Here is a 15336-nt window from a genome sequence, read left to right as displayed (position 1 = left end):
CGTCGCCGTGCGGTCGGCCCCCTATCGAAGGCGAACACCGATGCCCACGAATTCCGTCGACCGCGTCAGGGACATCCTGGTCCGGCCGTTCTCCCTGGGAAACCTCACCCTGCCCAACCGGGTCGTGATGGCCCCGATGACCCGCGAGTTCTCCCCCGGCGGCGTGCCGGGCGAGGACGTGGCCCGGTACTACGCCCGGCGGGCGGCCGCGGGCGTCGGCCTGATCATCACCGAGGGCACCTACGTCGGCCACGACTCGGCGGGAAGCAGCGCCCGGGTCCCGCACTTCCACGGCGCCGAGGCACTCGCCGGCTGGTCGGCCGTGGCCGACGCCGTCCACGCGGCGGGCGGCCGGATCATGCCGCAGCTGTGGCACGTCGGGATGGAGCGGGTCGCCGGCAGTCCCCCGGTTCCCGACGCCCCGCGGATCGGCCCCTCGGGCATCGCCCTTGACGGCACGCGGTCGGGCCGGGAGATGACCCAGGCGGACATCGACAACGTGGTCGCCGCCTACGCCACGGCGGCTGCGTCGGCCGAGGAGCTGGGCTTCGACGGCGTGGAGATCCACGGCGCCCACGGCTATCTGATCGACCAGTTCCTGTGGGCCGAAACCAACCGGCGCGACGACGCCTACGGCGGTGACATCGTCGGCCGCACCCGCTTCGCCGCCGAGACCGTGGCCGCCTGCCGGGAGAGCGTCTCCGGCGGCTTCCCGATCTCCTTCCGCCTCTCCCAGTGGAAGCTGAACCACTACGGGGCGCGGGTCGCGGAGACCCCGCAGGAGCTTCAGACGATGCTCGGCCTGCTGGCCGACGCGGGCGCCGACGCCTTCCACTGCTCGACCCGGCGCTTCCACCTCCCGGAGTTCGAGGGGTCCGACCTCAACCTGGCGGGCTGGGCCAAGAAGGTGTCGGGCAAGCCCGCCGTCAGCGTCGGATCGGTGGGCCTGAGCAACGAGTTCCTCCAGGTGTTCCAGGGCGAGCAGGCCACGGTCACCGACATCGGGGCGCTGCTGGACCGCATGGAGCGCGACGAGTTCGACCTCGTGGCGGTCGGCCGGGCCCTGCTCGGGGACCCGGAGTGGCTGGAGAAGGTCCTCGCCGGACGCGTCGAGGACCTCACTCCCTTCCACGTGGGTCTCATCCGCAGCCTCGACTGAGCCGTCCGTGGCTCAGGGACCGTCCCGCCGCGCGGCGGGACGGTCCCTGAGGTACGGCGTCACGTCCCGGCCAGCGGATTGGGCAGCGGCACATAGCGGGCGTCGGCGCCGTCCGCGTCCGTCCAGCGGAGCAGCAGGTTCGTCTTGCCCGGCAGGGTCGGCGAGGAGAGCAGCGCGGCGGCCTCGGGGAGGCCCAGCTCCGCGCCGCAGCGGCGGAGTTCCCGGCGTACGGCGGGCCAGGGGTCCACGCCCGGGAACCGTTCGGCGAGGAGTCCTGCCAGCTCGGAGAGGTGGTTGACGACCAGGCAGTAGACGAGCCGTTCCCAGCCGGCCGCGCGGCTCACCCCGGACAGCAGTTTCACGCCTTCCGCGTCCCGGAACAGGGCCTGGACGGGGATGCCGTCCGCGTCCACGGCCACGAGCGTGTTCTGGAGATGGGCCTCGACGACGACTCCGTGGCGGGCGAACGCCTCGAGGACGGGGGGCACCACCTGGCGCAGGTAGGCCGCCCACCAGCCGCCGGGGTCGGTGAGCCGGTCCAGCGGGCTGCCCTCGAAGCCCTCCACCAGGGCGGCGGCCAGCAGCGGAACGGCACCGGGGACGAGATGACCGCGCAGTCCGTCGCGGACCAGCACGGCGAGTTCCTCGAAGGCGAAGCCGGCGGTGCGCCAGCCGCGGTCGCTCAGCCAGGCGGCGGGCCCGTCCTGCGCGGCGAAGGCGCCGGCGGTGGCCGCGTCGGTGGCCCGTGCCTTCAGCAGGTCGTGCCGCCACAGCCGGCGGATGTCGTTGGTGATGCGGACGTCGAGGCTGAACTTGAGGAACAGGTCGTCCTCGGGGGCGTGGAGCGTGCGGACGGCGGCGGTCGGCCACAGCGGGCGCCGGGTCCGTCCCAGGCGCAGGAGCCTGCCGTCCGCGAAGGCCTCCCGGATCGCGGGGGCTGAGCCGGTCAGGGCCAGCTGCCACGGGTGGGCGGGCAGCAGCCGGTAACCGGCGGGGGCGCGGCCCAGGGCGTCGAGCGCGCTCGTGTCGCCCTCCTCGACGACGGTGTCCTCGCGCACCGCGAGCAGCTCCAGTGGGAAGCGGGTGCGGGCCTCGGGGGCGTAGGGCAGCCACCCTTCGGCCGGACCGCCACCGCGGGTCTTGGGCGCCGGGTGGTAGGGGTGCCCCATGATCAGGGACTGTTCGGAGCGCAGATACGGGTCCTCGGGGGGCGTCGTGCGGGCACGGGCACGCAGGAGGGCGGCGACGACGTCCCTGCTGTCGGTCATCTCCGCGGGCAGGGTGGTGTTGTCCACGCCGGTGAACAGGCGCAGCTCGTCCGCGGCGAGGGCGACGAGCTCCGGATGGGTGAGCCGGTGCCAGGCCCCGCCGGTGTGCGCCTCCGGCGCGTAGGGCCGCCGGGTCCCCCGCACGCGCAGACTCCGGCCGCTCGCGCGCAGCCGGCGGACGCCCGGCCGCCCCGTGGGCTCCGCCAGCTCGCGAAGGAGACAATTGAGCAACGGCGCGGCGGCGTACGCGTCGGCGGCCTCGTCCATGTCGCCACCGGTGAGCTGGGGGAACACGGTCGGCTTGAAGTCCACGCGATCCACCCGGTCCAGTCGATTCATACGGTGCACTGGTGATCAGTATGTCCGCCGCGGCGGACGACCACGACGCAGTCCCCGTACGCAAGGAGCCCGCCCGTGTCCCGTCCCTCCACGCCCGACACCGAGGCCGCGTTCGCCGAGGAGCTGAGCGTCGTGCGCCCCGGGTTGTCGGGGCCCTACGCGCGGGCCCTGCCCGGCGCCCGGGCCGCCGTGCTGACCCGGCTGTGGCGGGCGCTGGCGTACGAGCCGCTGCCCTGGATCGCCGGCCGGGACACGGACCGCGAGGGCCTGACGCTCCGCCTGAGCGACGGCCGCCGGCTGCGCGGACCGCTCCCCGATCCGTACGACACCTCGGGCCGTGTCGCCGAAGTGATGCTCGGCGAGCGGGTGTACGACCGGCCGCAGGCGCTCGTCGGCGCGCTCGGCGTGCCGCACGGTGATGCGTTCTCGGCCGAACTCGCGGACAGTGTCGCCTCCTTGGCGCTGTCGCGGGCGGACCGGACGGCGGACGGCGTGCCGGGGCCTTCGGCGGCGAGCTGGGCGTGGGAGCAGCGGATCGTCGACGGGCACCCGTACCACCCCAACTGCCGCTCCAGGCCGGGGTTCTCGGTGGCCGAGCAGCTCGCGTACGGGCCCGAGCACAGGACGTCGGTCCGGCTCGACCTGGTGGCGGTGGACGACGCCCTGGTCACGGGCGAGTGGCCGAAGTGGCTGCGGGACGGGGAGCGGGTGCTGATCCCGGTGCACCCCTGGCAGGTCGCCCATGTGCTGGACACGCCGGTCCAAGAAGGCTTCGCGGGGCGCCCGTTGATGTCCCTGCGGACCCTGGCCGTGCCGGACGGGCCGCATGTGAAGACGGCGCTGAGCGCCCGGCTGACCTCCTCGGTCCGGGACATCTCGGTGTACTCGGTGCGCGCGGCGGACACCGTCTCGGCGTTCATGGAGGGGATGGCGGCCCGCCTGGACGCGCCGCTGCACATCACCCGCACGCTCGGCGCGGCCACCGCGGGTTCCCCCGATCTCGCGGCGGTGGTGCGGGAGTCGCCGGACGGGTACGCGGACGAGGGCGAGCGGTGTCTCCCGGTGGCCGCCCTGCCGCTGACCCGGCTGCCCGAGAACCCCTCCTGGATGGCCGAGTTCACCCGTCTCGCGCTCACGGCGGGGCTGCGGCTGCTGGAGCTCGGGGTGGCCCTGGAGGCGCACGGACAGAACCTGCTCGTGATCCTCGACCGCGCGGACCGGCCCGTCCGGCTCGTCTACAGGGACCTGGCCGACATCCGGGTGAGCCCGGCCCGCCTCGCCCTCCACGGCATCCCCGTACCGGAGTTGTCGGGGCGGAACGTGACCGACGACGAGACCGCCCTGCGCCGCAAGCTCTTCGGCTCCCTCGTCGGCGGCGCGCTCGGTGCCACGGCGGGCTCGGCGGACGCCCTGCGCCAGGCTCTCACGAGGGTCGCGCCGGATCTCCCGCGCACCGCGGACCTTCCCGCGCTCCTCGGCGAGCCGATCCCCGCCAAGGCGCTCACGCTGATGCGGCTTTCGCCCGGGACCCCCGGTGACCTGTGGACTCTGCTCCCCCGGCCCCTCGGCGGACCCCGCTCGTCATGACGCGGGACACCTCTCGTTTTTACGAGCGGCACCTTTGATCAATAGGATCCGCCGATGATCACAAGACAACGGCTGGCGGCGGGCGTCTGCGCCCTGCTCGCCGCCCTGGCCGCCGGGATCGCCTTCCCGGCCGGGGCGGTCGCCGACGAAACCACGGCGACCGCGCCCAAGGTCGAACTCCTGCTGGACGTCAGCGGTTCGATGCGGGCCCGGGACATCGACGGCGAGTCGCGGATGTCCGCGGCGAAGCAGGCGTTCAACGAAGTACTCGACGCGACACCGCAGGAGGTACAGCTCGGCATCCGCACCCTCGGCGCCAACTACCGGGGGAACGACCGCAAGACGGGCTGCAAGGACACGGCCCAGCTGTACCCGGTGGGGACGCTGGACCGCACCGAGGCCAAGACCGCGGTCGCGACGCTCAATCCGACCGGCTGGACCCCGATAGGCCCCGCGCTGCTCAAGGCGGCGGACGACCTCCAGGGCGGTGAGGGCACCCGTCGCATCGTGCTGATCAGCGACGGCGAGGACACCTGCCAGCCGCTCGACCCGTGCCAGGTGGCCCGCGAGATCGCGGCCAAGGGCATCGACCTGACCATCGACACCCTGGGTCTGGTCCCCGACGTCAAGGTGAGCAGGCAGCTGAGCTGCATCGCCGAGGCCACGGGCGGCACGTACACCTCGGTGGAGCACAAGGAGCAGCTCAGCGACCGGGTCAACCAGTTGGTGGTCCGCGCCGCCGACCCGGTGGTGAAGCCGGTGGCCGTGCAGGGCGCCGACTCGTGCACCGGGGCACCCGCCGTCAAGTCGGGCATCTACACCGACCGCGAGGAGTTCTCGCAGCACCGCTGGTACCGGGTGGAGGTCGCGCCCGGCAAGGAGCTGCGCGCCTCGGTGAGCATCGCGGCCGACCGCCAGGTCAACCCCGACTACGGGGTGCTGCTGCGTGCCGTCACCCTGCACGGCCGGGAGATCGTGCGCGGCGAGTCGGCCGGGAACGGCCGTACGGACGTCGTCTCGACGGGTCTGCGCTACCCGAAGGCCGACAGCGACGACGACAACGCGCCGGCCGAGGTCGTGTGCCTCCAGGTGTCCAGCTCCTTCTCGGCCGCGCCCGGCGTGAAGACCACGCCCGGTCTGCCGCTGGAGCTGACGGTCGACGTCGTCGCCGGTCCCGACCAGGCGTCCGACGTGGCCTCCTTCGGCCTCGGACGCGGCTGGTGGCTGCTCGGCGCCCTGGTGCTGACCGGCTTCCTCGCGGGCCTGCTGTGGGGCTGGATCTCTCGCTGGCGGTTCTCGGTCTGGAGGACCAACTGATGCGCATCCGACGTGTACTGAGCACCGCGGCCCTGCTCGCGGGGGTCGCGGCGGCGCCCGCGTTGCTCGTGGCGGCCGCCTCTCCCGCGCTCGCCGACGCCTCGCCGTCCGCGAGCCCGTCGGGTGACGGCTCCGCTCCCACCGAGGCCGGTACGTCGTTCCGTACGGCGACCGAGATCGAGCAGGGGGTGCAGGCCACGGCCGGTGCCTCCACGGGTGACTACCTGTACTGGCAGTTCGCCGCGGACGCGGGGCAGCGGCCCACCGTGAAGGCGACGGTGAAGCTGCCCGAGGCGTCCAAGCGCTCGGGCACCGAGACCTGGCAGATCGACGTGTACGACGGGCTGCGGCGCCGCCAGGCCTGCCAGTACGGGGCGCAGACCCGGACCGCGGGGGCGGACGCGTCCTCCGTGGAGCTCTCCTGCACGCTGCGCACCGTGCGCGCCTGGTCGGAGCCGTGGGCCGACGACCCGCTGCCGGGCACCTACTACGTCCGGCTGACCGCCACCGCGCTCGGGGCGACCGATCTGGGTCTGCCGATGAGCACCGAACTCCAGGTGGACTCCAAGGACATCGGCGGTTCGGCCGCGGTCGACGGCTCGCTCGCCAAGCCGCTGGTCCCGGGCATCGCCGTGAAGTCCGCTTCCGACGACACCTCCGGCGACGGTTCCGGTTCGAAGACGGCGGTGCTGTCCTCGCTCCGGCCCGACGGTTCGGGCTGGTGGTCCGACCGCTGGGTGTGGACGGCGATCGGCGGGGTCCTCGCGGCACTCGCCGGCATCTGGGGCTACTCGCTGACGCGGGGCCGCGGACGCCCGTCCCGGATCCCGCCGGGCGCCTGACCGCGGACCGCCGACCGGGGCCCGCGCCGCTCTCCTTCTGGGGGCGGCGCGGGCCTCCGGCTTGCCGGGCGAGGTTCCCGTCCGGTCGCGTCACGGTCCGCGCACGGGTCGCGTCAAGCGCCGAGCCCGGGTGGCATCACGCTCGGCGCCCGGGTCGCCTCACGCCTCGCGGAGCGCCTGGGCGAGGGGGCCGTCGCCCGTCACGTCGACGGCGCGCTCGCGCAGGGCGTCGAGCAGCGTCGACGTGCCCCAGTTCAGGGCCTCGCACGTCCGCGCGTCCGGCGCCAGCCGGGCGTCCGGCTCCCGCGGGGCGGGTCCCTCGCCGTAGAGCGGGCCTTCCCCGGTGCCGAGCCACACATGGAACAGGCCCTCGTCCAGGCGGACTTCGACCAGCCCCTCGCCCTCCCACGCGGTGTCGAGACCGCGCAGCAGCGGCAGCGCGAACCAGTGGGCCCGCACGGCGTCGGTGGGCCGCCGCTCGCCCAGCGCCGACCCGCCCCACTCGCCGAGCGCGTGCAGGACGGGCAGCAACTCACGCCCGCGTCCGGTGAGTTCGTACACGTAGGCCGCTCCCGGAGGCGGCAGACGCCGGCGCGTGGTCAGGCCGTCGCGTTCCATGTCCTTGAGCCGGGAGGCGAGGACGTCGGTGCTGACCCCCGGAAGGTCGGCGTGCAGATCGGTGTAGCGGCGCGGTCCGCCGAGCAGTTCACGGACGATCAGGAGGGTCCACCGGTCCCCGACGACGTCGAGGGCACGGGCGGCGGAACAGTACTGGTCGTAGCTTCGGCGCGGTGGCATGCGAGGCAGTCTAGCTATCTTGTTGGACTTTCCAAGCTCACACTTGGTAAAACCAAGCAACACCACAACCGGAGGGCGCAGCGCATGGAGTTCCGGCAGTCGAGCAAGCTCAGCGAGGTCTGTTACGAGATCCGCGGCCCGGTGATCGAGCACGCCGACGCCCTGGAGGCGGCCGGCCACAGCGTGCTGCGCCTGAACACCGGCAACCCGGCCCTCTTCGGCTTCGAGGCGCCCGAGGAGATCCTCCAGGACATGATCCGGATGCTGCCCCGGGCGCACGGCTACACCGACTCGCGCGGGGTCCTGTCCGCGCGCCGGGCCGTGGCCCAGCGCTACCAGGACCGGGGCCTGGACGTCGGCGTGGACGACGTCTTCCTCGGCAACGGCGTATCGGAGCTGGTCTCCATGGCCGTACAGGCACTGGTCGAGGACGGGGACGAAGTCCTCATCCCCGCACCGGACTTCCCGCTCTGGACGGCGGTCGTCACACTGTCCGGCGGCAAGGCCGTGCACTACCTCTGCGACGAACAGTCCGACTGGTACCCGGACCTGGAGGACATGGCGGCGAAGATCACCGACCGCACCCGCGCGGTCGTCATCATCAACCCCAACAACCCGACGGGCGCGGTCTATCCGAAGGAGATCGTCGAGGGCATCCTCGATCTCGCCCGCCGGCACGGCCTGATGGTGTTCGCCGACGAGATCTACGACCAGATCCTCTACGACGACGCCGTGCACCACTCGGCCGCCGCCCTCGCCCCCGACCTGGTGGTCCTCACCTTCTGCGGGCTGTCCAAGACCTACCGCGTGGCCGGATTCCGCTCCGGCTGGCTGGTCGTCACCGGCCCGCGGCAGCACGCGCGCAACTACCTGGAGGGGCTGACGATGCTGGCCTCGATGCGGCTGTGCGCCAACGCCCCGGCGCAGTACGCCATCCAGGCCGCGCTCGGCGGCCGCCAGTCGATCCACGAACTGACCGCACCGGGCGGCAGGCTCCGGGAACAGCGCGACCGTGCCTGGGAGAAGCTGAACGAGATCCCGGGCGTCTCCTGCGTCAAACCCAAGGGCGCGCTGTACGCGTTCCCGCGCATCGACCCCGCCGTGCATCCGATCCACGACGACGAGAGGTTCGTCCTCGACCTGCTGCTGCGCGAGAAGATCCAGGTCGTCCAGGGCACCGGCTTCAACTGGCCGCGCCCCGACCACTTCCGCATCCTCACCCTCCCGCACGCCGACGACCTGGACGCGGCGATCAGCCGGATCGGGCGGTTCCTGAGCGGGTACCGGCAGGAACGGGTCTGAGGCCCGGGGTGGGCCGACCGGAGGATCCGGTGCTGCGGCCGCGCCCGCCCGGTGTCACCGTACGAGGGACAGCACCCGGCACAGGGACGGAAGGGCGCGGCGATGGGTGACCTGCTCCTCGTACGGCACGGTGAGACCGAGTGGTCGATGTCCGGGCGGCACACGGGGTCGACCGATGTCCCGCTGACCGACAACGGCCGTGAGCAGGCGCGACGGCTCCGTCCGCTGATCGCCCGGCACCACATCGCGGCGGCGTTCGTCAGCCCGATGCGCCGGGCCCGGGAGACGGCCGAACTGGCCGGGATCGGCCATGCCCGCGTGGACGCGGACCTCTGCGAGTGGGACTACGGCGGGTACGAGGGGGTCACGACCGTCGAGATCCACCGGGAGCGGCCCGACTGGTTCCTGTTCACCGACGGGGTCGTGGCAGGACCTCCCGAGCACCCCGGGGAGAGCCCGGAACAGGTCGGGGTGCGCGCCGAGCGGGCGCTGGCCAGGATCGACGCGGCGCTCGCGGAGTCGGAGGGCAGCGTGGTCGTCGTCTCGCACGGCCACTTCCTGCGGGTGCTGACCGCGCGGCGCCTCGGTCTGACGGCCCAGTCCGGCGCCCTCTTCCAGCTCGGCACCGGGACGATGAGCCGGCTGAGCACGGAGCACCGCCGCCATGTGGTGGCCGGCTGGAATGTCAGACCCGACGCGTACTGTTCCCATGAAGGCCTCTCCCCGGCGGGAGAGGGGCCGGAGGAACACTGAGCCACGGCGGGGACCGGAGTGCCGTGGCGGCACCGGGTGGGGAGGGAGCGGGCCGTGACACGACCGCCGACCGCCGCGCAGCGGCGCATCGTCGAGGCGGCCGACCCCGTGACCGGGCGGCTGCGGGGTACGGAGGCGCAGCTCGCCGCCCTGGTGAAGCGGGGGCTCGCCTTCCGTCATCCGCGTCCCCCGCGCGACCACTTCCTGACCCCGGCCGGGCACCGGCTGCGCGAGGACCCGGGACCCGCCGAGCCCGCCGCGGCCTCCGAGGTGTCCGCCCCCGCGGATTCCGGGGTGTTCTCGGCGCGGGTCGGCGGCGAGGAGCGGACCGAGGACGGACCCGCGCGGCTCAGGGAGGTGCGCAGCGCCTGGCAGGGGCTGCTGGAGCTGCGCCGGATGACCCGTCCGGACGGGTCGGCCGGCCTTCCGTGCGCCTGGGAACGGACGCATCTGGTGCAGGCCGCCGCGCTCGCGCTGGAGGCGGCGGGACACCGGCCCGCAGCCGCGGAGGGCGGCGGATACCGGATACGGGCGACACCGCAGCCTGAGGCCGTCGCCGTGCACGAGCCGGACCAGGCGGCGCTGCGGGCCTGCGCGGCCACGCTGGAGAAGTCCGGCTGGCAGGTCGGCGAGCACACGCAGCCGCGCACGGGCACCCGGTACGTCCTGGCCTCACCCCGGCGGACGTGAGCCGCGCGCCCCGAGCCCCCGAGCCCCCGAGCCCCCGAGCCATGGAAACAGTCGTCGTCGAAGGGAAAGTCGTGGCAGAGCCGTTCTTCGTCCCCGTGACCGTGCGCGGATACGAGACCGATGTGCAGGGCCATCTCAACCAGAGCGTGTATCTCCAGTACGCGGAGCACGCGCGCTGGTCGCTGCTCCGGGCGGCCGGGATCGGCCAGACGGAACTGCTGGCCCGCGGTGTGGGCCCGGTGGCGCTGGAGACGACCATCCGGTACCGGCGCGAACTGCGGGCCGGTGACGAGGTCGAGGTGACGTGCGCGTTCCTCTGGGGCGAGGGCAAGACCTTCCGCATCGAGCAGACGATCAGGAAGACCGACGGCACGGTGTCCGCCGAGATCACGGCGGTCGGCGGGCTGATGGACCTCACCGAGCGCCGTCTGCTGCCGGGCGCACGGGACGCCTTCAAGTCGCTGGCCACCGACCCGGGCCCCCTGGCTCTGTGACCACGGGGCCGGCCTCCGGGGAGGCGTGTCCGCGTACGGCCTACGCGTCCACCGACTCCGGCCGGTGCTCGGCGTCGTAGGCCGCGCGCGACTCGGCGATCGTGACGCGATGCCGCTCGGCCCAGTCGGTCAGCGAGAGCAGCGTCTTGTGCAACTCACTCGCCACCGGAGTGAGTTCGTACTCGACCTTCGGCGGCACGGTCGGATACACGGTGCGCGTGAGGAGACCGTCGCGCTCCAGGTTGCGCAGGGTCAGGGTCAGCATGCGGCGGCTGATCCCCTCGACGCTGCGCTCCAGTTCGGTGAAGCGGATCGGGCCGTGCGCGGCGGCCACGATGATCAGCACGCTCCATTTCCCGGCGACCCTGTCAAGAACCTCGCGGACCGGGCACGCCTGCGCGAGCACTGCCTGCGACGTAACACCGGTGTTCCCCTGGGACATCGAAGTGCCTCCTTTCGCCGGTCTCCCATGGTCACTGACGATGTACCCCGTTACAAGTCGTGCACCAAGGGAGAACACCCGTGGAACCCCAGCGGTCCGCGGAGAACGCGGAGGTCACCGTCATGCTGTCCCGGACCGGACCGGCCCGATCGCCGGAACGACGAACCCGCTCGCGGTGGGCCTCACTCGCGGTGCTGTGCGCGGGAACCCTGATGACGGTCCTGGACGGGAACATCGTCACCGTCGCCATGCCCGCCGTCCAGAGCGACCTCGGCTTCTCCGCCGCCGGTCTCGCCTGGGTCGTGAACGCCTATCTGATCCCGTTCGGGGGGCTGTTGCTGCTCGTGGGCCGGCTCGGCGATCTGCTCGGCCGCAAGCAGATGTTCACGGCCGGGCTCGCCGTGTTCACCCTGGCGTCCGTGCTGTGCGGTGTCGCCGGCGGGCAGGGCACGCTGATCGCGGCCCGTGCCCTCCAGGGCGTCGGCGGGGCCATGACCTCGGCCGTGGTCCTCGGCATGCTCGTGGCGCTCTTCCCCGAACCCCGCGAACAGGGCCGCGCCATCGCGGTGTTCAGCGCGGTCGGCGCGGCCGGCGGGGCCCTCGGCACCTTCCTCGGCGGCGCGCTGACCCAGACCCTCGGCTGGCACTGGATCTTCCTGATCAACCTGCCGATCGGCGTACTGGCCCTGGTCGCCGCGCTGCGGATCCTCGCCCCCGACGAGGGAGCCGGGCTCGGCGCGGGCGCGGACTATCCCGGCGCGGTCCTGGTCACCGGCGCGCTCATGCTCATGGTGTACGCGATCGTCGGGGCCGGAACGCGAAGCCCCGGCGGCACGCTCGCGCTCGGCGCCTTCGCGCTCGCCCTCCTCGCCGGCTTCACGGTCCGTCAGGCGCGGGCCGCGCGCCCTCTGTTGCGGCTGCGACTGTTCCGCTCGCGGACCCTGACGAGCGCGAACGCCGTACAGATCCTGATGATCGCCGGGATGTACGGCTTCCAGTACATCGGCGCGCTCTACCTCCAACGCGTGCTCGGCTTCAGCGAGTTGCTCACCGGTACGGCGTTCCTGCCCGCGCCGGTCACCATCGGCCTGCTGATGCTGACCCTGTCGGCGCGCACGGTCGCCCGCTTCGGCCCGTACCGCGTCCTGCTCGCCGGACTCGCCCTCGTCACGGCGGGCCTCGCCCTGCTCGGGCGCGCCCCGACCGCGGGCGCGTACGTCACCGACGTGCTGCCCGCGCTCCTGCTGCTCTCCGCCGGGTTCGCGGCCGCGATGCCCGCGGTGACGGGTCTGGCCATGTCGGGCGCCCGCGCGGAGGACGCCGGTCTGGCCTCGGGACTGTTCAACACCACGCAGGTGGTGGGCGGTTCGCTGGGTCTCGCGGTGCTGACGACCCTGGCCGCGGGCCGCACCGAGCGGCTGACCGCCGCGGGCGAGCACGTCGCGGCGGCGTCGGCGGACGGCTACCGGCTGGCGTTCACGGTCGCCACGGCGGCCACGGCCACGGCCCTGGTCCTGACCGCCGCGCTGCTGCGACCCCGACGCGCCGCACCGGCTCCCGGCCCGACGACGTCCGCCGACCCGACGACAGCCGCCGACCGGGCGGCAGCCGGCCCCGGGCGGACGGCCGACCCCGAGCCGATCGCGAGCAGGTAAAGCGTCAACTCCCTTTGCCCCAACGGGTGTACGCCATCTCCGAACTCTGGTAGGAAACTTTCCTAACAGTACGCGGCAACACCGCTCCCCCATCGGAGGTCCCGTGCACACCCCCCACATACGCCCCTCGCGGCGCACCCTGCTCACCCTGATCGGCGCCTCACTGGTGGCAGGACCCCTGATCGCCGGCCAGACCGCGACCGCCTCGCCGATCGGCCTGGACGACCCGGCGAAGAAGGAGATCGCCATGAAGCTCGTCTCCAGCGCGGAGAACTCCTCGCTGGACTGGAAGGCGCAGTACAAGTACATCGAGGACATCGGTGACGGACGCGGCTACACCGCCGGGATCATCGGCTTCTGTTCCGGCACCGGCGACATGCTCGACCTCGTGGAGCTGTACAACCGGCGCAAGCCCGGCAACGTCCTGTCCCCATACCTGCCGGCCCTGCGTGACGTGAACGGCAGCGACTCGCACGACGGCCTGGACCCCGGCTTCCCCGCCGCCTGGCGCCGGGCCGCCCAGGACACCGCGTTCCAGCAGGCCCAGAACGACGAACGCGACCGTGTCTACTTCAACCCCGCCGTGGCGCAGGGCAAGGCCGACGGCATCGGGGCGCTCGGCCAGTTCACGTACTACGACGCCATCGTGATGCACGGCAACGGTGACGACAGCACCAGCTTCGGCAGCATCCGCAGGCGCGCCCTGGCCAAGGCCAAGCCGCCGGCCCAGGGCGGCGACGAGGTGACGTATCTGAACGCCTTCCTCGACGCGCGGGTGTGGGCCATGAAGCAGGAGGAGGCCCACTCCGACACCACCCGGGTCGACACCGAGCAACGGGTCTTCGTCCGCAACCGGAACCTGAACCTGAACACTCCGCTGGACTGGAAGGTCTACGGCGACAGCTATCACATCGGCTGACCCGCGCGGCGCGGGGCGCGGCACGTTCTCGTGCCGCGCCCCGTGCGTGTCCGCCACGGCCCCTGCGTGTCCGCCGTGGCCGTGCGTGTCCGCCACGGCCCCTGCCTGTCCGCCGTGGCGGACACGCACGGGGCGCGGCCCGCCGGTCAGCGGGCCGGTGCCGCCGCGAGGTCCTCGCCCGCCTCCATGGGGTGCGTCACCTCGCCCGCGTCCGCGCGGCCCCTGCCCAGGTGGTTGAAGACCAGGTTGAGGACGACGGCGGTGACACAGCCCGTCGAGATGCCGGAGTCGAGGACGATCCGGGCCGTCTGCGGGAACGCGTGGTAGAAGCCGGGAGCCGTGATCGGGATGATGCCGACCGCGAGCGAGACGGCCACGATCAGGACGTTGTTGTCCTTCTCCAGGCCCGCCCTGACCAGGGTCTGGATCCCGCTGGCGGCGACCGATCCGAACAGGACGACACCCGCACCGCCCAGCACCGGGCGCGGTACGACGGCGATCAGTGACGCGGCCGTCGGGCACAGTCCCATCAGCACCAGGAATCCGCCGCCGGTGGCGACGACGTACCGGCTGCGGATCCTCGTCATCGCGACGAGACCGATGTTCTGGGCGAAGGCGCTGCACATGAAACCGTTGAACACCGGGCTCAGCGCGGAGCCGAGGGTGTCGGCACGCAGTCCGGCCGCGATGGTCCGCTCGTCGGCGGGACGCTCGACGATCTCGCCGAGCGCCAGCATGTCGGCGGTCGACTCGGTCATCGAGACGACCATCACCACGCAGAGCGAGAGGATCGCCGCGAGATGGAACTGCGGGGCGCCGAAGTGGAACGGCGTCGGGAAGCCCACCACGTCCGCCGAGGCGACCGGCCCGAAGTCAGTAACGCCGAGGGGGATCGCCATGAGCGTGCCGGCGACCAGGCCGAGCAGGACCGCGATCTGCTTGACGAAGCCCCGGGTGAAGCGGCGCAGCAGGAGGACGACGAGGAGGGTCGCCGCGGCGAGTCCCAGGCTGGTCCGTGAACCGTAGTCGTCCGCCGTGGGGTCCGGGCCCTGGGCCCAGCCGAAGGCGACGGGGAGCAGGGACACGCCGATGAGGGTGATCACGCTGCCGGTGACGACGGGCGGGAAGAAGCGGACGGCCTTGCCGAAGTAGGGGGCCGCCAGGAATCCTAGGGCACCGGCGACCATGACCGCGCCGAAGATGACGGGCAGGGCGTCGCTCCTGTCCTCGACGGAGGCGGCGACCGCGGTCATGGGGGCGACGCCGGCGAAGGTGACGCCGTTGACGAAGGGCAGCCTGGCTCCGATCCTCCAGACGCCGAGGGTCTGGAGGAAGGTGGCGAGGCCCGCGGTGAACAGACAGGCGCCGGTGAGGAAGGTGAGTTCACCGGCGGACAGGCCGACCGCGGCGCCGACGACGAGGGGCGGGGCGACGACTCCCGCGTACATGGCGGCCACGTGCTGAAGGCCGCTGGCCGCCATCTTGAGGACGGGCAGTCTCTCGTCGACCGGATGGACCGGTCGGCCGGTCGATCCAGGGGGTCGTGCATCGGTGCTCGGCTCGGGCTTGGCTGCCACGGCGGCTCCTCCGGTCGGGTACACGTCGTCGTCCGACGTGGGTGTCAGGGAGGTGATGCGCGGTCGTGCGGGACCGGGACGGTCGCCGTCGCGCGGACCCGGTGTCCGCGCGGCGGTGGCCGCCCCGGGGCGCGCACGGTCGTGCGCGCCCCGGGCGACCGCCGTGGACCGGGGTCCACGGCCACCGGCCGAGG

At 72.9% G+C, this 15336-nt stretch carries 14 protein-coding genes; 10 read left to right on the top strand and 4 right to left on the bottom strand.

Features of this window, described 5'->3' with window-relative positions; genetic code table 11:
* The first annotated feature begins 40 nt into the window (after positions 1-40).
* The gene (locus WJM95_RS26405; protein WP_339132289.1) at positions 41-1159 is read left to right on the top strand and encodes an NADH:flavin oxidoreductase; all 1119 of its coding nucleotides are present in this window, start codon (positions 41-43) and stop codon (positions 1157-1159) included.
* A gap of 59 nt (positions 1160-1218) precedes the next feature.
* Here the strand turns inward: WJM95_RS26405 and WJM95_RS26400 are convergent, their stop codons facing one another.
* Positions 1219-2694, bottom strand: coding sequence for an IucA/IucC family protein (locus tag WJM95_RS26400; RefSeq protein ID WP_339135856.1), 1476 nt, complete (start codon positions 2692-2694; stop codon positions 1219-1221).
* A 147-nt stretch (positions 2695-2841) separates the two neighbouring features.
* Between WJM95_RS26400 and WJM95_RS26395 the strand changes: the two genes are divergently transcribed.
* The 3 genes from WJM95_RS26395 to WJM95_RS26385 are packed head-to-tail and all read left to right on the top strand — an operon-like array spanning position 2842 to position 6512.
* Complete coding sequence (locus WJM95_RS26395; RefSeq protein WP_339132288.1) at positions 2842-4353, top strand: IucA/IucC family protein; 1512 nt, start codon at positions 2842-2844, stop codon at positions 4351-4353.
* 54 nt (positions 4354-4407) lie between these two features.
* Entirely contained in the window at positions 4408-5670 is a 1263-nt protein-coding gene (locus WJM95_RS26390) for a VWA domain-containing protein (RefSeq protein WP_339132287.1), read from the top strand.
* A complete protein-coding gene (locus WJM95_RS26385) occupies positions 5670-6512 on the top strand; it encodes a hypothetical protein (RefSeq protein ID WP_339132286.1) in 843 nt (280 codons plus the stop codon). Before WJM95_RS26390 ends, WJM95_RS26385 begins: the two co-directional genes overlap by 1 nt.
* 159 nt (positions 6513-6671) lie before the next feature.
* On the opposite strand, the gene WJM95_RS26380 is transcribed toward WJM95_RS26385, so the two are convergent.
* A complete protein-coding gene (locus tag WJM95_RS26380) occupies positions 6672-7310 on the bottom strand; it encodes a helix-turn-helix domain-containing protein (RefSeq protein WP_339132285.1) in 639 nt (212 codons plus the stop codon).
* 84 nt (positions 7311-7394) lie between these two features.
* Here WJM95_RS26380 and WJM95_RS26375 point away from each other — a divergent pair, with 84 nt between their 5' ends.
* The 4 genes from WJM95_RS26375 (at position 7395) to WJM95_RS26360 (ending at position 10549) form a co-directional block, all read left to right on the top strand.
* A complete protein-coding gene (locus tag WJM95_RS26375) occupies positions 7395-8612 on the top strand; it encodes a pyridoxal phosphate-dependent aminotransferase (RefSeq protein ID WP_339132284.1) in 1218 nt (405 codons plus the stop codon).
* Between the two features lie 102 nt (positions 8613-8714).
* On the top strand, positions 8715-9365 hold the full coding sequence (locus WJM95_RS26370; protein ID WP_339132283.1) for a histidine phosphatase family protein: 651 nt from the start codon (positions 8715-8717) through the stop codon (positions 9363-9365).
* A gap of 54 nt (positions 9366-9419) precedes the next feature.
* A complete protein-coding gene (locus tag WJM95_RS26365; RefSeq protein ID WP_339132282.1) occupies positions 9420-10055 on the top strand; it encodes a hypothetical protein in 636 nt (211 codons plus the stop codon).
* A 71-nt stretch (positions 10056-10126) separates the two neighbouring features.
* Positions 10127-10549 (top strand): acyl-CoA thioesterase, encoded by a 423-nt coding sequence (locus WJM95_RS26360; RefSeq protein ID WP_339132281.1) that lies wholly within the window; start codon positions 10127-10129, stop codon positions 10547-10549.
* A gap of 40 nt (positions 10550-10589) precedes the next feature.
* On the opposite strand, the gene WJM95_RS26355 is transcribed toward WJM95_RS26360, so the two are convergent.
* Positions 10590-10991 carry a helix-turn-helix domain-containing protein gene (locus tag WJM95_RS26355; RefSeq protein WP_339132280.1) on the bottom strand — a complete coding sequence of 134 codons (402 nt, stop codon included), beginning with the start codon at positions 10989-10991 and terminating at the stop codon, positions 10590-10592.
* Between the two features lie 212 nt (positions 10992-11203).
* Here WJM95_RS26355 and WJM95_RS26350 point away from each other — a divergent pair, with 212 nt between their 5' ends.
* Both WJM95_RS26350 and WJM95_RS26345 read left to right on the top strand, forming a co-directional pair.
* Entirely contained in the window at positions 11204-12646 is a 1443-nt protein-coding gene (locus WJM95_RS26350; RefSeq protein WP_339135854.1) for an MFS transporter, read from the top strand.
* Between the two features lie 103 nt (positions 12647-12749).
* The gene (locus WJM95_RS26345; protein ID WP_339132279.1) at positions 12750-13565 is read left to right on the top strand and encodes a chitosanase; all 816 of its coding nucleotides are present in this window, start codon (positions 12750-12752) and stop codon (positions 13563-13565) included.
* A gap of 146 nt (positions 13566-13711) precedes the next feature.
* Here WJM95_RS26345 and WJM95_RS26340 read toward each other — a convergent pair whose 3' ends face one another.
* Entirely contained in the window at positions 13712-15061 is a 1350-nt protein-coding gene (locus tag WJM95_RS26340) for a nucleobase:cation symporter-2 family protein (protein WP_339135852.1), read from the bottom strand.
* Between the last annotated feature and the right edge of the window lie 275 nt (positions 15062-15336).

The organism is Streptomyces sp. f51 (assembly GCF_037940415.1).
Classification (GTDB): Bacteria; Actinomycetota; Actinomycetes; order Streptomycetales; family Streptomycetaceae; genus Streptomyces.
Note: the sequence above shows the minus strand (reverse complement) of the source record. Positions and strands in the feature narration are given on the sequence as shown.